A 20,714-nucleotide genomic window follows, 5' to 3' on the forward strand; every position below is an offset into this window, starting at 1 on the left:
CCTCAGCGCAGCATCTCGGCCAGCCGCCGGACGACCTGGGCGTCGTGGAGGTCGTGGGCGGCCATCCAGTCGTCGTCGAAGACGGTGTCCAGGTACCTCTCGCCGCCGTCGCAGACCAGGACGACGACGGTCGTGCCGGGCCCCGCGGTGCGGGCCCGCTCCAGCGCCTTGTGGACCACGCCGCCGGCCGAACCGCCGATGAGGATCCCGAAGTTCCTGGCGAGGTACCGGCAGGTCTCGAAGGCTTCCGCGTCGCCGGCCTTCACCCCCTCGTCGAAGAGGGCGTAGTCGACGACGGGGCCGATCTCCGAACCGGCCGGGGTGCCGGTGCCGGACTGGTGGTAGGGCGCGCCCTCGCCGCCGAACACCACGGACCCGACGGGTTCGACGCCGACGATCCTCAGCTCCGGTATGCGTTCGCGCAGCACGCGGCCGGTGCCGCAGAGGGAGCCCCCCGTACCGACGGCCCCGTACAGGTAGTGGATGTCGTCGCCCAGGTCCTCGTGGAGTTCGCGTGCCAGGGCCCGGTAGCCGTCGGGGTTGCCCGGGTTGCGGTGCTGCGCCGTCCAGTGGGCGCCGGCCTCGTCGGCCAGGCGCTGTGCCACGGCGTCGCGTTCGGCGGTGGCCAGGCCGTCGGCGTCCCCGGCGACGTTGAGGATCTCGGCGCCGTAGGCGCGCATGGCGCGCAGCTTGTCCGCGCAGGAGTGGTTGTCGACGACGGCCGTGAACTTGTAGCCGCGTTCGGCGGCGACGAGGGCCAGGCCGAGTCCGGTGTTGCCGGAGGTGGACTCGACGAGCCGGCCGCCCGGGGCCAGGAGCCCGGCGGCCTCGGCCTCGTCCACCATGTTCCTGGCCATCCGGATCTTGGCGGTTCCGGTGGGGTTGAACTGCTCCAGCTTCAGCAGGACCCGCGCCGAACCCTCCGCGACGGGCAGGGAGAGCAGGGGGGTCCGTCCGATCAGCTCGGACATCTTGTGCGTGATCACGGGGTCTCCTTCGCGCAGATCTCCGTCAGGCACCGCACGAACACGTCGTTGTCCGCGGGGGTCGAGAGGGAGGCTCGGATGTAGGTCTCGTATCCGGGTTCGCGCCACGCCTTGACGATGATTCCGGCGCGGTGGAGTTCCCGGGCGGTGCGGTCGGCGGAGCGGCCGGTGTCGATGAAGAGGAAGTTCGCCGAGGACGGGACCACGGGCAGCCCGGCGGCGCGCAGCAGGCCGGTGACCCTGGTGGCCTCCAGGCGGGTCCGGCGGACGGTGGCGGCCAGGTGCGCGGGGTCGGCGAGCGCCGCGAGGGCGGCCTCCTGGGCGGGCCGGTTCACGTTGTACGGGGTGCGGACCCGGTCGAGGGCCCGGACGAGGGCGGCGTCGGAGGCGATGCCGTACCCCACGCGCAGGCCCGCCAGGCCGTAGGCCTTGGAGAAGGTCCGCAGCACGGCCCACGGCCGGTCCGCGCCGCGCAGGGTCTCCAGGCCGTCGGGGTAGCCGGGGTCGGCACGGGCGAACTCTCCGTACGCCTCGTCGATGACCAGCAGGGCCGAGGCGGGGGTCCATTCCAGGATGCGTTCCAGCTCGCGGGGGCCGAGCACCGTGCCGGTGGGATTGCACGGGTTGGCGAGGAAGACGAGCTTCGGGCCGGCGTCCAGGGCCTCGCGCCAGGCGTGCGCGTCGAATCCGAAGCCCGCGGCGAGCGGTACCTTCACCACCTCGGCCCCCATGACCCGGGGGAAGGTCTCGTGGAGGCTGAACCCGGGGGTCTGGGTGACGACCAGGTCGCCGGGGTCGAGCACCGCCCGGCAGAGGAGTTCGAGGATGTTCTCGGAGCCGTTGCCGAGCACGAGGTGTCCGGCCGGCACGTCCAAGAAGCGGCCGAGGGCTTCGGTCAGGCGGCGGCCGGAGGGGTCGGGGTAGCGGGCGAAGCCGGCGGCCGCGGCCCGCCGCACCGCTTCGGCGGCGGCGGGTGAAGCCCCGTACGGGGTCTCGCTGTTGGAGAGCTTGATGACGCGGTCGGCGCCGCTGAGGGCGGCCACCTCCGCCGGGTCGGCGCCGGGGTCGTAGGCGGGGAGTTCCGCCACCTCCCGGCGGATCGGCGGGGCCGTGTCGACCCGGACGGGTGCGAGGGCCGGGGCGGTCGGTGTCGGCGCGGCCGCGGGGCCCGGCTGGGCAGCGGGATTCATGAGGGCTCCGGTTCGGGGACGGTGGGTGTCGCGGCGCGGCCGGGACCGCTGCCGGTGCGGCGCAGGAAGGAGAGGAGGAGCAGGCCGGCGGTGGCCGCGAGGCCGAGGGTCTGGCCGATCCAGACCCCCGCCACGCCCAGGTCGGCGGTGACCGCGAGCAGGTAGCCGGCGGGCAGTCCGATCAGCCAGTAGCCGAGGAGGGAGGTCCGGAAGGGGCCCGCCGTGTCGCCGGTGCCGCGCAGGATCCCGTTGCCGATGTTCTGGACGGCGTCGAAGACCTGGAGGAGGGCGGCGATGGACAGTCCGGTCACGGTGAGCGCGATGACCTCCGTGGCGCCCGCGTGTCCGGCGGGCAGGAACCAGGACACGACCCGCTCCGGCACCGTCAGGTACACGAGGGCCACGAGGAGGGTGGCGACCACGCCCCAGGCGGTGCCGAGCAGTCCGGTCCGGCGGGCCGCCGCGCGGTCGCCGCGACCCCACTCCTCGCTGATGTGCACGGAGGCCGCGTGCGACAGCCCGGCGGACACCATGAAGACGATGTAGACGATCTGGTTCAGCACGGTCTGCGCGGCGAGGGCGTCCGCGCCGAGGGTGCCGACGAGCAGGGTCAGCACGCTGAAGAAGCCGGCCTCCGAGGCGTACGTGCCCGCGATCGGCAGGCCGAGCCGCCACACGGACCGCACCGCGTCGCCGTTCCAGCTCCATGCGGAGGCGGAGGCGAGGTGGGAGCGGAGCAGGGGGTCGCGCAGGAGCACGGCGACGAAGGCCAGGAAGGACAGCAGGAACACGGTGACGGTGGCGACGGCGACTCCGGTGGCCCCGAGGGCGGGGAGGCCGAACTCCCCGTGGATCAGGGCGTGGTTGAGGAGGATCGTCAGACCCACCGAGGCCAGGGTGATGGCCAGCAGGGGGCCGGGTCGCTTCAGCCCGGTGGTGAAGTGCCGCAGGGTCTGGAACCACAGGCAGGGCAGCATGCCCGGGGCCAGGACCGTCAGGAACTCCTCCGCCCGCTCCACGACGGCCGGGTCCTGGCCGAGGAGGAGGAGCAGCGGGCCGGCCGACAGCAGGGCGGCGCAGAACACGGCGCCGCAGGCGGTGGCCCAGAAGAACCCGGCGAAGAGCAGGGCCCCGATCCTGTCGCGGTCGCCCCGGACCCGCGCCTCGGCGACCAGGTTGCCGACTCCGGTGACGAGGCCCGTTCCGGTGGTGCGCAGTTGGTTGAAGAGGGCGAGGGCCAGTCCGGCGGCGGCGATCTCGGTCGCGCCCAGCCGGCCGAGCATGACGATGTCGACCGTGGTGAGGGCGACGTGGGCGAGGTTGGTAAGGACCAGCGGGCCGGCCAGCGCGAGCAGGGCGCGCGAGCCGCGGGTCCACCGGAGGGGCCCGCTCCGCCGCGGCTCGGGCCGGCCGGCCGTGGCCGGGTCAGGTGCGTCCTGCGGGTCCGGGGGCGGGTTCGCGGAGGGATCGGTGGACGGGTCCACGGACGGGTGGGGTGGGGGGGTGGTGCCGGTGCTCACCAGAAGTCGACCTTCTCCCCGCGTCCGGCGGCCAGCGCGAGATCGGCCACGTACCGGCCCAGGGCGGCGTCGGTGACGGCCATCCCGCTGTTGTAGGCGAAGACCACGTCCTCCGGGTGCCGGCGGGCGGGGGCCCGGCCCAGCAGGATGTCCGGCAGTTCGGCGTGCACGACGGGCAGGGCCCCGTCCGGGCCGCGCAGGTCCCCGCAGGTGGCGTGCATCTGTGCGGTGTCGGTGGCGATCCGGTGGTCGGCGCCGTGGCACACGTCGGGGTGTACGCCGTACCCGAGGAGGACGGCCACCGCGCCGGGCTTCATCCAGGCGCGTCGGACCTCCCGGGTGACGGACAGTCCGGCCGCGCCGATCACGATGTCCGCTTCACCCGCGGCCCGTTCGAGGTCCGTCACGATCTCGACCTCGCGGCCCGCGACCCCGTCCCGGACGGCGCGCAGCCCCTCGGAGTGGGTGCCGAACACCTGGAGCCGTTCCAGCTCGGGCAGGGCCGCCACCAACATGGGGAGGGCCGTGCGTCCCTGGACGCCGGTGCCGACGACCAGTGCGCTGCGGGCGTCGGGGCGGGCCGCGCGGGCGAGCAGCGCGGTGGTCGCCGAGGAGCGGAGCGGTCCCAGCTCCGCCACGTCCATGAGGGCGATGGGCTCCCCGGTGGCGTCGTCGACGAGGAAGGCGAAGGAGTGGAAGCGGTAGGCGTCCCGGGTGCGGCGCGGGTCGGCCTCGTGGACGGCCTTGAAGCAGACGGTGCCGGTGCCGCCGTCCCGGGCGACCATCGAGTAGCTGAGCGAGCGGTGGTCGGGGCCGTCGACGACCGTCTTGACCGGGTTGTCCGAGCCGCCGCCGCGCAGGGCGCGGTAGGCCCCCTCGACGACCGCTAGCACCTGTCGGTGGTCGAGGTCGAGCCCTTCCTGCGCGCGTCGCGGCAGCAGCCACAACTGGCCGGGCGGGGCGTAGCCGGGTGAGGGGGACGGTGTGGATGGCATGGGTGGTTCTCCTCCGTGCGGATCGCGGGGGTGGGGTGGGTGGGGTGGGTCGAAGCGAGGAGCCGCGGCGGGAGGCGCGCGGGCGGGGCGGTCAGACGCCGTCGAGGTGCCAGCGCGGCGGGAGCGAACCGTCACCGACGCGGAGCACGGCCTTCAGGGGCAGGGCCGCTCCGTGGAAGGGGGACTCGTTGGAGTCCATCTGGTAGCCGGCGGTGTTGAGGTAGGCGAGGTGGTCGCCGGGGCGCACCGGCCGGGGGAAGCCGATCTTCCGCCAGGTCAGCAGGTCGCTCTCCAGGCAGGTGGAGCCGGCCACGCAGGCGGGGAAGGTCGTGTCGGGCGGGGTGGTGCGGGGTTCGGGCGGTCCGGCGGGCAGCAGTACGGGGTCGGGCAGGAACTCGCTGCCGAACCACTGCTCGGACAGGCTGAAGCTGGTGCCCGCGACGGTGACGACCGCGTACCCGTCCTCGTTCCGCCGGTCGTCGACCTGTCGGACCCGGAAGAGCGTGAAGCCGGCCTGGTCGAGGAGGGCGCGGCCCGGCTCGACGAGGAGGCGGGTGCCGGTGCGGCGGGCCTTCGCGGCGAGGCTTTCGGTGCCGTCCACCGGGTGGGTCAGCAGCTCGCCGACGGCCTCGATGGCGGTCCGTCCGCCGTAGGGGTAGGACCCGGCGAACTCCTTGGCCGCGTGGTAGTGGACGGGCCGGTCCTGCGCGAGGAACGCCTTCCATGTGTGCGGTTCCACGTAGCGGACGGGCAGTCCGCCGCCGATGTCGACGAGTTCGGCTTCGGGGCAGCCGCGCCGCCGGGCGTCGAGGCCGTATGCGATCGACCGGTTCGCCGCGGTGGCGCGTTCGGCGGGGTCGTAGCCGTTCAGGTGGAAGGAGAAGCCGCGGAGGCGGAGGTGGTCGGCGAGTTCGGCGCACCGTCCGACGGCGGCCGGGACGCCGGCCTCGGGGATCCCGAACCGGCTGCCGGACTGTCCGGCGGTGCGGATCCGCAGCAGCACGCGGGCCCGTCGCCCGACGGACCGTGCGGTGGCCGCGAGCCGGTCGAGTTCGCCGGGCGAGTCGACGGCGACCAGGCAGCCGTGCCGGACGGCCAGGGCGTGCAGGGCGTCGTCCTTCTCCGGCCCCGAGATCCCGATGCGGTGTCCCGGCACGCCACCGGCGAGGGCGCCGAGCAGTTCCGGGGCACCGGCCACGTCGACCCCGGCGTCGAGGGCCGCCGCGGAGTCGACGAAGCAGGCGGCCTTGTTCGCCTTCTTCGCGAAGAGCACGTCGGCGGGGGCGCCCGCCGTCGTGAACGCCTGCCGGAGGCGGGTCAGGTTCTCTTCGAAGACCTCGGGCAGCACGACGTGCAGGGGGGATCCGAGGCCGTCGAGGAGTTCGGCCAGCAGGGCGCGGTGGTCCGTGAGGAGGGTGGTGACGGTGGGATGCCGGAGTGCGGGGAGCGCGAAGGGCCGGAGTCCGGCCGGGGGACGCGCCGACCCCTGGAGGGAGGTGAGCACCCCGTATTCCTATATGAAGATGACACTCGTTTTCAATAGTGGTCGACGCGAGGGCCCGGGACAAAGGGGGCGAGAAGGGAGGGGAGTGAAGAAATCTCTCCGGATTCGCGAGGCACGGTGCGGGAATCCGGGCGCTCCGCGCCTTCGGAACGGCACCGGCGGCGAGGGCGTCACCGGTGCCGGCCGGGTCACTCCCGCCCGGCGGGGCGGAGTTCGCGTTCGAGGGCGGCCAGGGCGAAGGCGTGCGCGGAGGCGTGGCGCCAGCGGGCCCGTCCGAACATCACGTCCTCGGAGAGTCCGCTCAGCATCGCCACGGCCCGGACGGTGAACTCGGACACGTCCACCTCGGCGAACTCCCCGCGCTCCCGCCCCTCCCGGACGATGGCCTCCAGGCGCTCGTCCCAGCCGTCCAGCAGCTCCGTGACCACGGCCCGGCCCGACTCGTCGTGCCCCTGGGCCAGCACCTTCGTCCACAGGGCGTAGCGCTCGTCGCCCGGGTGGGTCGGCAGGTAGGCGCGGACGAACAGGTCCAGCTTCTCGGCGGGGGACTCCGCCCGGTCCGCCGCCTCCTGGTAGCGGTCCCAGAGGTCCGCCTGGCTCCACGCCAGGACCTCCAGCAGCAGTCGGTCCTTCTTGCCGAAGTGGTACAGGATGTGCCCGGTGCTCATCCCGGCCCGCGCCGCGATGTCCGACATCCGCAGGGCGGCCGTGCCCTTCTCGGAGATGACGCTGATCGCGGCGCGCATCGCCCGCCCCCGCGCCTCGTCCCCGCTGGGGCGGCGCGTCCGGTCGAGCGGGGCCCTGGTCGCGGGCCGGGGGCCGCGCCCGACCCCGGCGCCCGCCGGGTCGGCGGCGCCCTCCGGGAGGAGGGGGCCGGCGGTCGGCGCGGGCCCGGTCTCTGACGTCGGCATGAGCTCACCTTCGGTTCCGGAAATCCAGACCCCAAGTCTAGGTTCCGAAAAACTAGATTCCTGGTCTAGACTGAAAATCTAGTCAGAGCGTTGGGGAGTGTCACGGCCTGCTGTGCGGCCGCCCCACGGCCGGCGGCCCGCCTGTCCTACTCACCACCAGGAGACACCCACATGACGCGCGGATTCGATGTCGTGGAGACCTGTATCGCCGACCTGCGCGCGGCGCTGGAGAAGGGAGAGACGACCTCGGTCGACCTGCTCGACGCCTACCTCGCGCGGATCGAGGCGTACGACCGTCCCGGCACGGCCACGGCACTGAACGCGATGGTCGTGATGAACCCGCGCGCCCGCGCGGAGGCCGAGGCCTCCGACGCCCGGCGCGCCCGCGGGGAGACCCTGGGCCCGCTGGACGGCATCCCCTACACCGCCAAGGACAGCTACCTCGCCGAGGGGCTGACGGCCGCGTCCGGTTCGCCCGCCTTCGAGCACCTGGTGGCCCAGCGCGACGCCTTCGCCATCGAGCGGCTGCGGGCGGGCGGCGCGGTCCTCATCGGCCTCACCAACATGCCGCCCATGGCCAACGGCGGCATGCAGCGCGGCGTGTACGGCCGGGCCGAGAGCCCGTACAGCGCGGACTGGCTCACCAGCGCCTACGGCTCCGGCTCCTCGAACGGCTCGGGCACGGCGACGGCGGCCTCCTTCGGCGCCTTCGGACTCGGCGAGGAGACCTGGTCCTCGGGCCGCGCCCCCGCCTCGAACAACGCGCTGTGCGCGTACACGCCCAGCCGCGGCGTGATCTCGGTCCGCGGCAACTGGCCGCTCGTCCCGACCATGGACGTCGTGGTGCCGCACACCCGCACCATGGCCGACCTGCTCGAACTGCTCGACGTCATCGTGGCCGACGACCCGGACACCCGCGGCGACCTGTGGCGGGCCCAGCCCTGGCTTGAGCTGCCCGCCCCCTCGCGGGTGCGCCCCGCCTCCTACCCGGACCTCGCGCCCGCCGACGCCACGGCCGCCGGCGCGGCCCTCGCCGGCCGACGGGTGGGCGTGCCCCGCATGTACGTCAACGCCGACCCCGAGGCCGGCACCAACCCCGACGGCGGCATCGGCGGGCAGACCGGGCAGCGGGTCGACACCCGGCCCTCCGTCCTCGCCCTGTGGGAGGCGGCCCGGGCCGACCTGGAGGCCGCCGGCGCCGAGGTCGTCGAGGTGGACTTCCCCGTCGTCACCAACTACGAGTCCGACCGCCCCGGCGCGCCCTCGCTCCTCACCCGCGGGCTCGTCAGCCGCGCCTACCTCACCTTCGAGATCGAGGACCTGTCCGCCTGGGCCTGGGACGACTTCCTCCGCGCCAACGGCGACCCCGCGCTCTCCCGCCTCACCGAGGTGGACGGCGCGCGGATCTGGCCGAAGCAGGAGGGCGAGCTCCCCGACCGCTACGAGGGCTTCGACGACACGATCGGCGACTACCCGCGCTTCGTCCGCGAGCGCCCGTACGCCTCCCTCGCCGACATGCCGCTCCTGGAGGAGGGCCTGCGCGGGCTGGAGGAGACCCGCCGCGTGGACCTGGAGCAGTGGATGGACGGGCTGGGCCTGGACGCCGTGGTCTTCCCCGCGGTCGCCGACGTGGGCCCGGCCGACATGGACGTGAACCCCGCCTCGGCCGATCTCGGCTGGCGCAACGGCGTCTGGGTCGCCAACGGCAACCTGGTCCCCCGCCACCTCGGCATCCCCACCGTGACCGTGCCCATGGGCACCATGGCGGACACCGGCATGCCCGTCGGCCTGACCTTCGCGGGCCGCGCCTACGAGGACAACTCCCTCCTCGCGCTCGCCGCCGCCTTCGAGAAGACCGGCGACCGGCGCACGGAGCCCGCACGCACCCCGCGCCTCGCGGCGGAGTGACCCGACCGGGCCCTCGGATCCACCGGGCGTCGGCCCCGCGGCGGAACACCCGCCGCGGGGCCTTCGTCGTCACGGCCGCCCCACCACCCTCGCCGCCTCCGCCCCTCTCCGCCTCCGCCTCTCTCCGCTCCCTTCCACCGGTCGCCTTCCGGGGCCCGCACCGCCGGATCCCGCCATACTTGACCGATCGTTCCGAAACGATCTACCGTTCCCCCATGGCCAGGACCAAGGAATTCGACCCCGACGCCGCCCTACGCGCCGCGCTGGAGCTGTTCTGGAGGCGGGGGTACGAGGCGACCTCCCTGTCCGACCTCGTCGAACACCTCGGCATCGGCCGGGCCAGCCTGTACGCCACCTTCGGCAGCAAGCACGAGCTGTACCTGAAGGCCCTGGACCGGTACGGGGAGGAGCAGGGGCCGCGGATGCTCGCGGAGCTGTCCCGGCCCGGACCGGCCCTGCCCGCGGTCCGGGAGGTGGTCCGGCGGTTCGCCGCCGAGGCCGGCTCCGATGGCGAACGCCGCCGGATCGGCTGTTTCGTCACGAACACCGCCACCGAGCTGGCCCCGCACGATCCGGCGGCCGCCCGGCGGGTGGAGCTGAGCTGGGAGCAGGCGGAGACCCTGCTGCACGCGGCGCTCGCCCGCGCGCAGGCCCAGGGGGAGCTGCCCGCCGATCGCGACCCCAGGGCGCTGGCGCGGATGCTGCTGGTGCTGATGCAGGGCCTCCGCGTGGTCGGCAAGGCCACCGAGGACCCGGCCCGCGTGCGGGACGCCGCGGAACAGGCCCTCACCCTGCTCGACTGAGTCACCCGCGACCGGATCGCACCACCGGGGGGCGGCGCGGGGGCGATCCCCGCGCCTTTCCCTGTCGCGATATTGAACCAATCGTTCCAGACTTCTGACCGGGGGAACCCATGCCCGAATCCGCCGAACCCCTCACATCCGCCGCGCCCGCCGCGCCCGGCACCGCCGGTGCCCCCAGCGCACCCGCCACGTCCGCCACGTCCGCCGCCAGGGCGGGGTTCGCCCTCCTCGGGGCCGTACAGGTCGTGCTGATCTTCACGCTGGCCGCGGTGGCGGTGCCGCTCCCCCGCATCGGTGCCGAGTTCGGGACCGGTCGGGCCGGGCTGATCCTCCTCACCGCCGCGTACGGGCTGTCCTTCGCGGGGCTGTTGCTGTGCGGCGGGCGGCTCGCCGACCGGTACGGCGGGAGGCGGATCCTCACCGTCGGGCTCCTCGTGTTCGGGAGCGCCACCGCGCTCGCCGCCCTCTCCCCCGGCTTCGGGGCGCTGCTGGCCGCCCGCTTCGCGCAGGGCGTCGGGGCCGCGCTCGTCGCCCCGGCCGCGATGGCCGTCCTGCGCGCTCTGTTCCCCGCACCCGCCGCGTACGGCCGGGCCATGGCCACCTGGGGCGGCCTGTCCGTCCTCGGCGCCACCGCCGGGAACCTGGTCTCCGGGGTCGTCTCCGCCCTCGCGGGGTGGCGGTGGACCTTCGCCGTACCGGTGCTCGTGGTCCTCCTCGCGCTCGCCGGATCGCGGCGGCTACTGCCGGCCGCGCCGGGCCGCCCGGACCGCTCGCTCGATCTGCCCGGGGCCCTCCTGGCCACGGCCGGCATCTCGCTGACCAGCCTCGGTCTGGTCCTGACCGAGGCCGAGCCGTGGAGTTCGCCGGTCGTCTGGGGTCCGCTGCTGGCGGGTCCGGCCCTGCTGGCCGCCTTCCCGCTGGTGGAGCGGCGGCGGGCCGACCCGCTGCTGCCGCCCGGGTTCGCCTCCCACCCGCGACGCCGTCTCGGGCTCGCCGCGATCGCGCTGGCCGCCGCGGGCACCTCCGCCGTGTTCGTCCTCCTCTCGCTCGGCCTCCAGGAACAGCGCGGCTGGTCCGCCCTCCGCACCTCCGCCGCCTTCGTCCCGTTCGCGGCGGCGCTGATCGGCACCGGACGGGCCGCCGGACCACTGATCGGGCGGTACGGGCCCGCCGGGTGACAGCCGCCGGGTTCGCGTGCGGCGCGGCCGGGCCGGCCGTGCTCGCCGCCGCGACCGCCACCGGGCTCCCGTTCGCGTACGGGCTGCTGCCCGGACTGCTCCTGCTGCCCGCCGGGGTGGCCCTCGCCTTCGCGGGAGCGGCCGTACTCGGCACCACCGACGTGCCCCCCGACCTGGCGGGCCTGGCGGGCGGCGTCCTCAACACGGCCATGGAGAGCGGCGCCACCGTCCTCTTCGCCGCCCTCCTCGCCCTCGGCGGCGGCACCGCGCCGCTCGCGGCGGCCGCCCTGGCCTTCGCCACGATGACCGCCGTGACCGCGCGCCCGGCCCCGAGAGGGATCAGCCGCCAGGTTCGTGCGTCGGTGCGGGTGTTCCGAGGCGGAGGTTCCAGCGACCGGAGCGGCCGGTGAGCTCCGTCAGGGTGCCGGGCGGTACGTCCAGCCGCCAGAAGGTGCGGGCGGGCAGGCCGAGGGCGTGGGTCACGGCGGCGCGGACGAAGGACTGGTCCGCGGTGACGGCGTGACCGCCGGGGGCGAGGGCCCCCAGCCACTCCCCCGCCCGGACCAGGAGGGCGTCCACGGACTCGCCGCCCGGCGGTGCGAACGCGGTGTCGGTGGTCCAGCGGTGGACCGCTTCCGGGTCGGCCGCCGCGACCTCCGCCAGGGTGCGGCCGGCCCAGGCCCCGGTGTCCAGGGCGAAGGGGCCGCCGGGTCCGAAACGTGCCTGTCTCATCGCGGAGTCGAGCCCGGGGGTGGTGAGCCGTACCCGGACCAGCGTGCTCGTCATGGGGGCAGCGTACGGACGGGGTCGAGACGTGCGCGGTCCGCCCCGGGGGCGTGCGACCGCATGCCGGGCGCCCTTGGCTGATTGTCGTGTACACGGTACGGTCTGCGCGTTGATGACGACGGCAGGACGGAAGCCCGGTGAGACTCCGGCACGGTCGCGCCACTGTGTAACCGGACCGCCGCACACGGCGGGACCCGGCCAGTCAGACCCGAGAGCCGTCGATCGACCGTGCTCCACCGAACGGGACGCGTCGTTCCCGAGGAGGTCCTCCGTCATGGCCCAGTCCGCACCCGCCCCCACCCTCGCCCCCGCAGCCGAACCGGGCGCACCGATCCCGGTGCGCGCCGTCCTCCCGTGGGCGGTGTTCGTCGGCACCCTCATGCTGATCGCCCTGTACTTCGTCGGCGCCGAACAGGGCGCGACCGCCGTGTTCTCCGGTGAGGCGGTGCACGAGTGGGTGCACGACGGCCGTCACCTCCTCGGCTTCCCCTGCCACTGACGCGCCGGGGAGCGGCACGACCATGTACAGCAACGCAGTTCGGGTCCGCGGCCTTCTGGTGCGCGGCATGCTGGCCGGCCTGATCGCCGGCCTGATCGCCTTCGCCTTCGGCTACGTCGCGGGTGAGCCCTCCGTCGACGCCTCGATCGCCGTGGAGGAGGCCCAGGCGGCGGCCGATCGGGGCGGCCACCACGGGGCGGCCGCCGCCCCGGCCGAGGAAGAGGAGGAAGAGGTGGTGAGCCGGGCGGCGCAGTCCACCTCCGGGCTGGCCACCGGCCTCGTGGTGTACGGGGTGGCGCTGGGCGGGATCGCCTCGCTCGCCTTCGCGTTCGCCTTCCGCCGGATCGGCGGTTTCGGCCCTCGGGCGACCGCCGCCTTCACCGCCGCGGGGGTGTTCACCACCGTGTTCCTGGTGCCGTTCCTCAAGTACCCGGCCACCCCACCGGCCGTCGGCAATCCCGACACCATCGGTTCACGGACCACGCTCTTCTTCCTCATGATCCTGCTCAGCGTCCTCGTCGGGCTGGGCGCCGTCATCGCGGGCCGCCGCCTGGCGCCCCGGCTGGGCAACTGGAACGCGAGCGTCCTGGCGGGGGCCGGCTACGTCCTGGTCATGGCCGTGCTCTTCGCCGTCCTCCCCGACAACGAGGACGCGGTGAAGGCGTCGTTCCCGGCGGCGGTCCTGTGGGAGTTCCGCCTGGCCTCGATCGGCCTCCAGACGGTCCTCTGGGCCACCTTCGGCCTCGTCTTCGGCGCCCTGACCGAACGCCTCCTCACCCCCCGCCCGACGCCGACGCCCGATCCGGACCCCGCTCGCGCCGCTGCCGCCTGACCCGGTCCGCCCGCTCCGACGCACGGGGGTGCCGGCCCTCCGGCACCCCCGCCGTCGCGCCCGGGCCCTGTGCGGCCCTTCGGCATGATGCCCTCATGGCACCGATACCTCCCGTGGTCCCGGCGGGCAGCATGAGCCGCGTCCCCCAGCCCGTCCTGTCCCTCGACAACGGCTTCCGCCTGCGCCCCTGGAGGCCGGCGGACGCGGCCGTACTGGTCCGCTCCTGCTCGGACCCCGACATCCTGCGGTGGAACCGCCCCGAGCCGCTCACCCCCGACGAGGCCCGCGAGAAGATCCGACGGTGGGGCCTTCGGTGGCGGGAGGAGGAGGCCGCGGTCTGGGCGATCACAGCGAGCACCCCGATCACCCTGATCACCCCGGACGCCGGCCCTCCCACCGCCGTCTCCGCCGCCCTTGACCTCCCCGACGGTGACCCGGTGGGGCTCCCCGACGGTGACCCGGTGGGGCTGATCGGGCTCGCCGACATCGATCTGCGCGGCGGCAGCGCCGAGTTCCTGTACTGGCTGCTCCCCGAGGGCCGAGGCCACGGCACCGCGCTCGCGGCGACCGTCCGCGTCAGCCACTGGGCCCTGGACGAACTGGGTCTGCACCGACTGCGGATCACCCACTCCGTGGCGAACCCGGCCTCCTGCCGGGTGGCCCTCGGAGCCGGCTTCCCCCTGGAGGGCACCCTGCGCAGCGCCCTGCTCCACGCGGACGGATGGCACGACGAGCACCTCCACGCCCGGATCCGGGGCGACCGCTGAAGTCCCCGACTCCCCCTTCCCCCGGGTCACTCGTGTGCCTCGGCTCCGCTCCTCCCCCTCGGGGCAGGGTGGGCGGCACGGCGTAGGGTTGCGGCTTCCGGTCCCACGGCGGCGTGGGGTGAGATCGGCGAACGGCGTGGGGGCGCGGAGGATGGACACGAAGGTTCCGGCGGAGGCCCGTCTCGACGACACGCGCCATCTCCTGGTCGCCCGCGCCTCCCTCCCGGACGGCGATCCGCCGGAGGTGGTCCGGGACTTCTTCGGCACCGTGATCACCCCGGAGGAGTCGGCCTCGGGCCCGTACGACCTGACGGGGAAGACCGTCTACCTGTACGGGGACCCGGTCGAGGCCGCCGAGGGCCGCCTGCGGTCCGCGGAACGCGTCCTCGTGGTCGGGGATCCGGCCGACGACCACCCGCACGGCACCCCCGGGCCCACGGCGTGGACCCGCGTCGACGCCGGGCGCGTGCCCCGCCGCGTGCACGGCGTCGGCGTGTACTACCCCCGCTTCTTCGCACCCGAGGAGGACCACTTCGCCCGGATCCGCGCGGAGCACGCCTTCCAGTCCCTGACGGAGTCCACCAAGCCCGGAACGGCCCACCGCAGCGGCATCTACCTGACCCCCGTCACCCGGGACGCCGACGGGCTGCACTTCCGGCTGCTCCGCTGTTCCACCAACTTCACCGGCCCGACGGAGGGGTTCGGGCCCACCGACGCGCGGATCGTGGACGCCCTGCGCCACGAGGCGGCCGCCGTCTTCCACGAGGGGGCGGCGCCCCTGAACCACGTGCTGGCTCAGATCTACCACAACACCGCGGCCACGGAGGGGCGCAGACAGTCCAAGGCGAGGATCTCCTCCCACGCCGACAAGACGAAGGACATGCCCGTCGGCGGGATCATGGCCTTCTGCACCTTCTACGACGGGCTCGACGCGCTGCGCCCGCTGCCCGGGGACCCGTTCGACCTCGGGGTGAAGAGCACCAGCGGGCTGACCCGCCTCCACTTCCGCCTCAAGGACGGGGCCCGGGAGGAGAGCGGGCTCGGAGCCCCACTCCCGGAACGGTTCGCGCTGACCCTCCACCCGGGTTCGGTCTTCCTCATGCCGCTGTCCACCAACCGGCTGTACACGCACGAGATCCGCCCCTCGACCCTGGAGGCCGGGCTGCTGCCCACCCGCCTGGGTTACGTGGTGCGTTGTTCGAAGACCGAGGCCGTGCACCGGGACGGTCGTACCCACCTCAAGTCCGCCGACGGCCGCACGGTCCCGCTGGCACCGCCCACCGAGGCCGGCATGGCGGACCTGCGGCGGCTGTACGCCGAGGAGAACACGTCCGCGGCCCCCGTCGACTACGGGGACCGGTTCCGCTTCAGCATGAACTCGGGGGACTACCGTGCGCCGCGGCCCTAGCATCGAGGACCTGGTCCTCGTCCGGACCCTGCCCGTCGACGGTGACCCCTTCGCCGAACTGACCGCGGCGACGCGCCTGGAGGACGTGGGCAAGGGCCGGCGGGGCGCGGTCCTCACCCGGCCGTCCGCGCCGGACGGCGCCGTCCCCCTCGTCCGGACCACGACCCGCTACGCCGCCCCGGCGCAACGCTTCCGACCCGTGCACGAACGGCTGGCCCGAGAGGTCCGGGAGCTGACGGCGGCGCCCCTGGCTTTCGACAACGCGCTCGTCGAGACCTACACGAACGCGTACACGAAGATGGGCGCCCACTCCGATCAGGCCCTCGATCTGGCCGAGGGTTCCCTCATCGCCGTCTTCTCCTGCTACCGGCACCCCGACACCACCGCGCCGCGCACCCTCGTCTTCGAGACCAAGGAGTCGAAAGAGTCGAAACAGCCGACGGATGCGGACGACGGACGGGACCACGGCCGGCCGCGGGGCGCCGGCGACCGGCCCGACGAAGGCCGCGATGAAGGCCGCGCCGAAGCCCCCGGCCAAGTCCCCGCCGGGCGCCTGGAAATCCCCCTCGCCCACGGCTCCGTCGTCGCCTTCTCCGTCGCGGCGAACCGCCGGCTCAGGCACCGGATCGTGCTCACCGCGCCGGGGCGGCCGGACGAGGAGTGGCTGGGCGTGACCCTCAGGACCTCGAAGACCCACCTCCGGTTCCGGGACGGCCGCCCCCACCTCCCGGAAGGCGTCCCCCTGACGCTCGCCGACGAGGACCGGAGCGTCGAGTCCTACCGCCTGCGCCGCCGGGAGAACACCGAGCGGGACTTCGTCCACCCTCCGGTGACCCACACCCTCAGCCCGAGCGACCTCCTGCCGCCCACCTGAACCCGCGCGGGGCCGGCCCCTTCCCGCAGCCCGCCCGACCGGGGGCCGGCCCTCCACGTCCGGCCCGTGTCCTCAGGCCGCGTCGTCCTCGTCGTACGTGAGCCGGTCGACCACTTCGATCACGCCGTCCACGCTCTCGCACAGGCGCAGCGTGATGGGGACCAGGCTGCGCCGGTCCACCGTGCCGCTGAGGATGACCCGCCCGTCGGACACCTCGACGGTCAGCGCGGACGGCGACAGGCCGAGCGTCCGCGTGAGCACGTCCTCCAGGATCTCCTCCTGGATGGCCCGGTCCCGACGCAGGAACAGCCGCAGCAAGTCGCTTCGGCTGACCACGCCGATCAGGAACCCGGCCGCGTCCACCACCGGCAGCCGCTTGACCCGGGCCTCCTCCATCACGCGGGCCGCCTCCACGGCGCTCCACTCCGGCTCCGCCACCACCGCCGGCGAACTCATCAGTGCCTCGGCGGTCGAGGCCGTGGAACCGGCGGTGTGACGACGCAGCAGATCGGCCTCCGACACCACGCCCACCGGCCGACCTTCGTCCACCACCGGCACGGCCGTGATCCCGTATTCGTCGAGGAGCCGGGCGATCTCCTTGAACGGGGTCCCCCGTTGCACGCTCACGGCGGTCGGGGTCATCAGATCGGCCACCCTGCGGTGCCTCATGCGGTACCAGTCCTCTACGGCGAATGCGGAAATTCTCCCTCAAACCCCATTGTCCCGTATCCGCTCCGCGCACCACGATCCGTCCCGCACACCCCTCACGCACCACAGGCCGTGGGGACCAGGCGGTTCTCGTGGGCGTAGACCACGGCCTGGATCCGGTCGCGGAGCTCCAACTTGGCCAGGACCCGCCCCAGGTGCGACTTCACCGTGGCCTCCGCCAGGCGCAGGTCGGCCGCGATCTCGGCATTGGACCGGCCGCGCCCCACTGCGACCAGGACCTCGCGCTCCCGGCGGCTGAGCCGTTCCCACCGCGCGTCCCGGGGCCGGCCGCCGGGGTCGGCCAGGTGCGGACGGAACTCCTCCAACAGGCTTCGGGTGACGCGGGGGGAGAGCACCGCGTCGCCCGCCGCGACGTTGCGGATCGCGCCGAGCAGTTCCTCGGGCCGGGTGTTCTTCAGCAGGAACCCCGAGGCCCCGGCGGCGAGCGCGGCGAAGGCGTACGCGTCCAGGTCGAAGGTGGTCAGGACCAGCACCCGGGTGCGCGGCGAGACCCGGACGACCTCTCGGGTCGCCTCGATCCCGTCCGTCCCCGGCATCCGCACGTCCATCAGGACCACGTCGGGGCGCAGTTCCCGGACGAGCCGGACGGCCTCGGCCCCGTCCGCCGCCTCGCCGACCGGTTCCATGTCGGGCTGGACCTCCAGGATCGTGCCGAAGGCCATCCGGAGGAGCGCCTCGTCGTCGGCGATCAGCACGCGGATGCTCATGCCGTGCTCGCCCCGGCCCCGTCGAGCCGGAGCCGGGTCCGTACGCTCCAGCCTCCGCCGGGTCGGGGGCCGGCCCGCAGGATTCCGCCGTGGACGGCCGCGCGTTCCCGCATGCCGGGGATGCCGTGGCCGGAGGATCCCGAAGCGGAAGGGTCAGCGGTGCCACCGGCACCGGGAGTGGCAGTGGCGGGTGGCGCGGGCCGGGGCCCGGTGTCGGTGATCTCCACGTCGACGCTCCCGGCCGAGCAGGTGACCCGGACCGTCGCGCGGGTACCGGCGGGGGTGTGCTTGAGGGCGTTGGTCAAGGCTTCCTGCACCAGCCGGTAGACGGTGAGTTGCGCCCCGGCCGGCACGTGGGCGTGGCCGCCGCGCACGCCCAAGGCGGTCGGTAGTCCCGCTGCGGCCATCCGGTCGGCCAACGCAGCCAGTCGGTCGAGGCCGGGCGACGGGTGGCGCTCGGACTCCGGCTCGTCGGACCGGAGAACGCCCAACGAGCGTCGCATGTCGGTCAGGGCCTGTCGGCCCGTCTCGGAGATCCGCAGCAGTGCGGCGGTGGTCCGGTCCGGGGACCGGTGCCGCGCGTACACGGCGGCATCGGTCAGCGCGACCATGACGGACAGGTTGTGCGTGACGATGTCGTGCACGTCGCGGGTGATCCTGGCCCGTTCCTCGGCGACGGCCCACCGGGCCCGCTGTTCCTGCTGCTCCTGCCGGAGCGCCAGCCGCTCGGCCCGTTCCCGCGCGGCGTCGAGGCGGTCGCGTCCGGTCCGCACGTTCACCCCGAGGACGGTGGCGGCCACCACCAGGGCCGACAGCGCGACGAAGGGGGCCAGGAAGGCGCCGTCCTGGGCCCAGCGCAGGCAGGCGGCCACGGCTCCGGCCTCCACGACGGCGGCGGCGAGCAGGGTTCCGCGCCGCCCGGTGTGCGCGGCCACGGTGGTGAGGGCGGGCAGCAGGGCCGCGGAGGCCGGGAGCGCCAGGTCCGCGTGCCAGGAGACGAGCGCCGCGGCCGCCACGGCGCCGAACGCGCGGAGCGGGGCCCGGCGCCGCCACAGCAGGGGCAGCGTCAGGGCGGCGGTGAGGGCCGTCGCCGAAGGGAGGAGTCGCGCCGGGTAGGTGGTCACGACGTGGAGCAGGAGCAGCGCGGGCAGTACCGAGTCCCGCACCAGGGGAGGAATCCGGTCCCACGCGCGCACCGTCACACCGTCCGTCGCTCGGACCTGCCGGGAAGTCGTCCGGCCGGTCTCGTGGCAGCGCCTTCGGCACCTGCCCGGGCGGCCCGCCCGGATCGTTCGCAGCCTAGGCCGCCGCCCCGCCGGGCACATGAGCCCCGCGTCGCACGCGCGTCGGTCCGTCGTACGACCACAGGAGGACCCCACCCCCGCCCCCGGTCGCAGTGGGGCAGCCCGGCGTGGGTCCCCGATTGCCACCGCGGTCGCACCGCGACCGGCCCCGGTTGCCCCGTCGGTCGCGGTCGGGAGCGACCCGGGGCCGACGCGAGGACGCCGCCCCGGATCCGAGCATGAGCGGGTGACCGAAACCCTCCCGGGGCTCTTCCTGTCCCTCCCCGAACTCCTCTTCCTCCTGGGCGTCTTGGCCCTGCTGGGGGCCCGTTGGCTCCCGTCGTCCGCCCGCCGGATCGGGACCCTCGCCGCCGGCGCGGTCCTCCTGCCGTCCGCGACCGTGCTCGGGCTCGTGGGGGTCCGGTGGCAGATGCTGCCGGTCCTGGCAGGCGCCGCCATCGCCACGGCCCTCGCCCTCCCGCCCCTGCTGCGCCGCGGCGGGCGCCGACCGGCACGGCGGGCCCCTTGGTGGTGGGCACTGCCGGGATCGTTGGCGTGCGCCGGCCTCGTCGCCTGCGGCCCCGTGGCCGCCTGGGCCTTCCCCGTACCCGCCTTCCCCGAGCCGACGGGCGCTTTCGCGGTCGGCACCCGGGTGGTGCAGTGGACCGATCCGTCGCGCCCCGAGACCTTCACCGCCGACCCGCGGGACCGGCGCACGATCGTGGTCCAACTCTGGTAACCGGCGGGCGACGGCCCCGCGGGCGGCACCCGCACCCGAGCCCGGTACCTGGGGCGTACGGCGGCCGAGGCGCGAACGGTCGCGGCGGCCCTCACCAGCGGGACGGGCCTGCCCGGATTCCTCCTCGACGGCCTGCCGCGGGCCCGCGGCCACGCGACCGTCGATGCCCCGGTGGTTCCCGGGACGGAGCGTTTCCCGGTGGTCCTGTTCTCCCCGGGATCGGGCGGGGCGCGGACCCAGAACACGGCCTGGGCCGAGGAGTTGGCCTCCCACGGCTATGTGGTCGCCGCCCTGGACCACCCGTACGACTCGGCCGCCGTCGGCCTCGCCGACGGCCGCACGATCCGCTCCACGACGGTCTCCTCCGGGGACCGAGCCGAGGACGCGGAACGGGCCGCCGCCTGGACGACCGTCCGGGCCGCCGACCTCCGTTTCGCCCTCACCCGTCTGGAAGCCCTCGACCGTCCCGGAGCCGCCGGGGGCACCGACCCGCCGGCCGGACGCCTGGACACCGATCGCGTGGCCGTGACCGGCCACTCGCTCGGCGGGGCCGCCGCCCTGCGAGCGGCCCGGCTGGACGACCGGTTCGACGCCGTCATCGACCTCGACGGCTACCCGCACGGCCCGAGCACCCCCGCCCTCCGGCAGCCGACCCTCGCCCTCACCCAGGAGTTCACCGCCGACACCGACCCGCGCTACCTCCCCCGACTCACCGAAGTCCTCGGACGCACCACGGCGCGGAGCCACCGGCTCACCATCCCCGGCGCCGGCCACCTCACCTTCACCGACGGCCCGCTCTACCTCCCGCCGGTGCCCTCGCTCGTCGGCACCCTGGGCCGCGCCGAAAGCCCGCGCGTCGTCGCCGCGGCCACCCTCGTCTTCCTCGACGCGACCCTGCGACACCGCCCCGTGGAGCTCACCGAATCCCTACGCGCCTACGGGACGGTCACGACGTACGGCTCGGGAACGGCGGCTTCCCCCCTGACCGGTGGCGCGGCACGGACCGGTCACGGTGTGGCTGACCGATCCGGCCCTGCCCTGGCGGCTCCGGGCCCGCGACGAGCCCCCGGAACGGCCGACACCGTTCCGGGGGCG

General features: G+C 74.6%; 21 protein-coding genes. 11 read left to right on the forward strand and 10 right to left on the reverse strand.

Annotated features, from left to right (window positions below):
- Nucleotides 1-2: 2 nt before the first annotated feature.
- The 6 genes from ABTZ17_RS21405 to ABTZ17_RS21430 form a co-directional block, all read right to left on the reverse strand.
- Nucleotides 3-971 (reverse strand): PLP-dependent cysteine synthase family protein, encoded by a 969-nt coding sequence (locus tag ABTZ17_RS21405; RefSeq protein ID WP_502994778.1) that lies wholly within the window; start codon nucleotides 969-971, stop codon nucleotides 3-5.
- An 11-nt stretch (nucleotides 972-982) separates the two neighbouring features.
- A complete protein-coding gene (gene hisC / locus ABTZ17_RS21410; RefSeq protein WP_352197262.1) occupies nucleotides 983-2,176 on the reverse strand; it encodes a histidinol-phosphate transaminase in 1,194 nt (397 codons plus the stop codon).
- A complete protein-coding gene (locus ABTZ17_RS21415) occupies nucleotides 2,173-3,696 on the reverse strand; it encodes an MATE family efflux transporter (RefSeq protein ID WP_352197263.1) in 1,524 nt (507 codons plus the stop codon). Before ABTZ17_RS21415 ends, hisC begins: the two co-directional genes overlap by 4 nt.
- Nucleotides 3,693-4,691 carry an ornithine cyclodeaminase gene (locus ABTZ17_RS21420; RefSeq protein WP_352197264.1) on the reverse strand — a complete coding sequence of 333 codons (999 nt, stop codon included), beginning with the start codon at nucleotides 4,689-4,691 and terminating at the stop codon, nucleotides 3,693-3,695. The genes ABTZ17_RS21415 and ABTZ17_RS21420 overlap by 4 nt, the downstream gene beginning before the upstream one ends.
- A 91-nt stretch (nucleotides 4,692-4,782) precedes the next feature.
- Complete coding sequence (locus ABTZ17_RS21425) at nucleotides 4,783-6,195, reverse strand: alanine racemase (protein ID WP_352197265.1); 1,413 nt, start codon at nucleotides 6,193-6,195, stop codon at nucleotides 4,783-4,785.
- Nucleotides 6,196-6,383: 188 nt separating this feature from the next.
- The gene (locus ABTZ17_RS21430) at nucleotides 6,384-7,106 is read right to left on the reverse strand and encodes a TetR/AcrR family transcriptional regulator (protein ID WP_352197266.1); all 723 of its coding nucleotides are present in this window, start codon (nucleotides 7,104-7,106) and stop codon (nucleotides 6,384-6,386) included.
- 171 nt (nucleotides 7,107-7,277) lie between these two features.
- Here ABTZ17_RS21430 and ABTZ17_RS21435 point away from each other — a divergent pair, with 171 nt between their 5' ends.
- The 4 genes from ABTZ17_RS21435 to ABTZ17_RS21450 all read left to right on the forward strand — a co-directional run bounded on the left by ABTZ17_RS21435 (nucleotide 7,278) and on the right by ABTZ17_RS21450 (nucleotide 11,405).
- On the forward strand, nucleotides 7,278-9,014 hold the full coding sequence (locus tag ABTZ17_RS21435; RefSeq protein WP_352197267.1) for an amidase: 1,737 nt from the start codon (nucleotides 7,278-7,280) through the stop codon (nucleotides 9,012-9,014).
- A gap of 215 nt (nucleotides 9,015-9,229) precedes the next feature.
- On the forward strand, nucleotides 9,230-9,817 hold the full coding sequence (locus tag ABTZ17_RS21440; RefSeq protein ID WP_352197268.1) for a TetR/AcrR family transcriptional regulator: 588 nt from the start codon (nucleotides 9,230-9,232) through the stop codon (nucleotides 9,815-9,817).
- A 110-nt stretch (nucleotides 9,818-9,927) separates the two neighbouring features.
- Nucleotides 9,928-10,995, forward strand: coding sequence for an MFS transporter (locus ABTZ17_RS21445; RefSeq protein WP_352197269.1), 1,068 nt, complete (start codon nucleotides 9,928-9,930; stop codon nucleotides 10,993-10,995).
- Nucleotides 10,992-11,405, forward strand: coding sequence for a hypothetical protein (locus ABTZ17_RS21450; protein WP_352197270.1), 414 nt, complete (start codon nucleotides 10,992-10,994; stop codon nucleotides 11,403-11,405). Before ABTZ17_RS21445 ends, ABTZ17_RS21450 begins: the two co-directional genes overlap by 4 nt.
- Here ABTZ17_RS21450 and ABTZ17_RS21455 read toward each other — a convergent pair.
- Nucleotides 11,335-11,781, reverse strand: coding sequence for a histidine phosphatase family protein (locus ABTZ17_RS21455; RefSeq protein WP_352197271.1), 447 nt, complete (start codon nucleotides 11,779-11,781; stop codon nucleotides 11,335-11,337). The two genes, ABTZ17_RS21450 and ABTZ17_RS21455, sit on opposite strands and share 71 nt — an antisense overlap.
- 274 nt (nucleotides 11,782-12,055) lie before the next feature.
- Here ABTZ17_RS21455 and ABTZ17_RS21460 point away from each other — a divergent pair, with 274 nt between their 5' ends.
- The 5 genes from ABTZ17_RS21460 to ABTZ17_RS21480 all read left to right on the forward strand — a co-directional run bounded on the left by ABTZ17_RS21460 (nucleotide 12,056) and on the right by ABTZ17_RS21480 (nucleotide 16,161).
- Nucleotides 12,056-12,280: a CbtB domain-containing protein gene (locus ABTZ17_RS21460; protein WP_352197272.1), complete on the forward strand. Its 225-nt coding sequence runs from the start codon at nucleotides 12,056-12,058 to the stop codon at nucleotides 12,278-12,280.
- A gap of 22 nt (nucleotides 12,281-12,302) precedes the next feature.
- Complete coding sequence (locus ABTZ17_RS21465) at nucleotides 12,303-13,112, forward strand: CbtA family protein (RefSeq protein ID WP_352197273.1); 810 nt, start codon at nucleotides 12,303-12,305, stop codon at nucleotides 13,110-13,112.
- Nucleotides 13,113-13,207: 95 nt separating this feature from the next.
- Nucleotides 13,208-13,879, forward strand: coding sequence for a GNAT family N-acetyltransferase (locus ABTZ17_RS21470; RefSeq protein WP_352197274.1), 672 nt, complete (start codon nucleotides 13,208-13,210; stop codon nucleotides 13,877-13,879).
- A gap of 151 nt (nucleotides 13,880-14,030) precedes the next feature.
- Nucleotides 14,031-15,287 carry a hypothetical protein gene (locus tag ABTZ17_RS21475; RefSeq protein WP_352197275.1) on the forward strand — a complete coding sequence of 419 codons (1,257 nt, stop codon included), beginning with the start codon at nucleotides 14,031-14,033 and terminating at the stop codon, nucleotides 15,285-15,287.
- On the forward strand, nucleotides 15,271-16,161 hold the full coding sequence (locus tag ABTZ17_RS21480) for a hypothetical protein (RefSeq protein ID WP_352197276.1): 891 nt from the start codon (nucleotides 15,271-15,273) through the stop codon (nucleotides 16,159-16,161). Before ABTZ17_RS21475 ends, ABTZ17_RS21480 begins: the two co-directional genes overlap by 17 nt.
- Before the next feature lie 72 nt (nucleotides 16,162-16,233).
- On the opposite strand, the gene ABTZ17_RS21485 is transcribed toward ABTZ17_RS21480, so the two are convergent.
- The 3 genes from ABTZ17_RS21485 to ABTZ17_RS21495 all read right to left on the reverse strand — a co-directional run bounded on the left by ABTZ17_RS21485 (nucleotide 16,234) and on the right by ABTZ17_RS21495 (nucleotide 18,922).
- A complete protein-coding gene (locus ABTZ17_RS21485; protein WP_352197277.1) occupies nucleotides 16,234-16,830 on the reverse strand; it encodes a CBS domain-containing protein in 597 nt (198 codons plus the stop codon).
- A 95-nt stretch (nucleotides 16,831-16,925) separates the two neighbouring features.
- Nucleotides 16,926-17,597: a response regulator gene (locus tag ABTZ17_RS21490; protein ID WP_352197278.1), complete on the reverse strand. Its 672-nt coding sequence runs from the start codon at nucleotides 17,595-17,597 to the stop codon at nucleotides 16,926-16,928.
- Entirely contained in the window at nucleotides 17,594-18,922 is a 1,329-nt protein-coding gene (locus tag ABTZ17_RS21495) for a sensor histidine kinase (protein WP_502994774.1), read from the reverse strand. The genes ABTZ17_RS21490 and ABTZ17_RS21495 overlap by 4 nt, the downstream gene beginning before the upstream one ends.
- Before the next feature lie 205 nt (nucleotides 18,923-19,127).
- Here ABTZ17_RS21495 and ABTZ17_RS36965 point away from each other — a divergent pair, with 205 nt between their 5' ends.
- Together ABTZ17_RS36965 and ABTZ17_RS36970 are read left to right on the forward strand one after the other, a co-directional pair.
- Nucleotides 19,128-19,619 carry a hypothetical protein gene (locus tag ABTZ17_RS36965; RefSeq protein ID WP_502994775.1) on the forward strand — a complete coding sequence of 164 codons (492 nt, stop codon included), beginning with the start codon at nucleotides 19,128-19,130 and terminating at the stop codon, nucleotides 19,617-19,619.
- 132 nt (nucleotides 19,620-19,751) lie between these two features.
- Nucleotides 19,752-20,714: alpha/beta hydrolase family protein (locus ABTZ17_RS36970; protein WP_502994779.1), on the forward strand; the 963-nt coding region annotated here is incomplete at its 3' end.

Origin of the sequence: Streptomyces sp. NPDC097619 (genome assembly GCF_040302735.1) — a bacterium.
Classification (GTDB): Bacteria; Actinomycetota; Actinomycetes; order Streptomycetales; family Streptomycetaceae; genus Streptomyces.

What these genes read in the sequence shown, in the direction of transcription:
- ABTZ17_RS21455 (WP_352197271.1), bottom strand. Translation starts at nt 11,781, where the DNA reads ATGACGAGCACGCTGGTCCGGGTACGGCTCACCACCCCCGGGCTCGAC.
- ABTZ17_RS21440 (WP_352197268.1), top strand. Translation starts at nt 9,230, where the DNA reads ATGGCCAGGACCAAGGAATTCGACCCCGACGCCGCCCTACGCGCCGCG.
- ABTZ17_RS21435 (WP_352197267.1), top strand. Translation starts at nt 7,278, where the DNA reads ATGACGCGCGGATTCGATGTCGTGGAGACCTGTATCGCCGACCTGCGC.
- ABTZ17_RS21460 (WP_352197272.1), top strand. Translation starts at nt 12,056, where the DNA reads ATGGCCCAGTCCGCACCCGCCCCCACCCTCGCCCCCGCAGCCGAACCG.
- ABTZ17_RS21470 (WP_352197274.1), top strand. Translation starts at nt 13,208, where the DNA reads ATGGCACCGATACCTCCCGTGGTCCCGGCGGGCAGCATGAGCCGCGTC.
- ABTZ17_RS21475 (WP_352197275.1), top strand. Translation starts at nt 14,031, where the DNA reads ATGGACACGAAGGTTCCGGCGGAGGCCCGTCTCGACGACACGCGCCAT.
- ABTZ17_RS21445 (WP_352197269.1), top strand. Translation starts at nt 9,928, where the DNA reads ATGCCCGAATCCGCCGAACCCCTCACATCCGCCGCGCCCGCCGCGCCC.
- ABTZ17_RS21465 (WP_352197273.1), top strand. Translation starts at nt 12,303, where the DNA reads ATGTACAGCAACGCAGTTCGGGTCCGCGGCCTTCTGGTGCGCGGCATG.
- ABTZ17_RS21485 (WP_352197277.1), bottom strand. Translation starts at nt 16,830, where the DNA reads ATGAGGCACCGCAGGGTGGCCGATCTGATGACCCCGACCGCCGTGAGC.
- ABTZ17_RS21430 (WP_352197266.1), bottom strand. Translation starts at nt 7,106, where the DNA reads ATGCCGACGTCAGAGACCGGGCCCGCGCCGACCGCCGGCCCCCTCCTC.
- ABTZ17_RS21420 (WP_352197264.1), bottom strand. Translation starts at nt 4,691, where the DNA reads ATGCCATCCACACCGTCCCCCTCACCCGGCTACGCCCCGCCCGGCCAG.
- ABTZ17_RS21405 (WP_502994778.1), bottom strand. Translation starts at nt 971, where the DNA reads ATGTCCGAGCTGATCGGACGGACCCCCCTGCTCTCCCTGCCCGTCGCG.
- hisC (WP_352197262.1), bottom strand. Translation starts at nt 2,176, where the DNA reads ATGAATCCCGCTGCCCAGCCGGGCCCCGCGGCCGCGCCGACACCGACC.
- ABTZ17_RS21495 (WP_502994774.1), bottom strand. Translation starts at nt 18,922, where the DNA reads ATGTGCCCGGCGGGGCGGCGGCCTAGGCTGCGAACGATCCGGGCGGGC.
- ABTZ17_RS21490 (WP_352197278.1), bottom strand. Translation starts at nt 17,597, where the DNA reads ATGAGCATCCGCGTGCTGATCGCCGACGACGAGGCGCTCCTCCGGATG.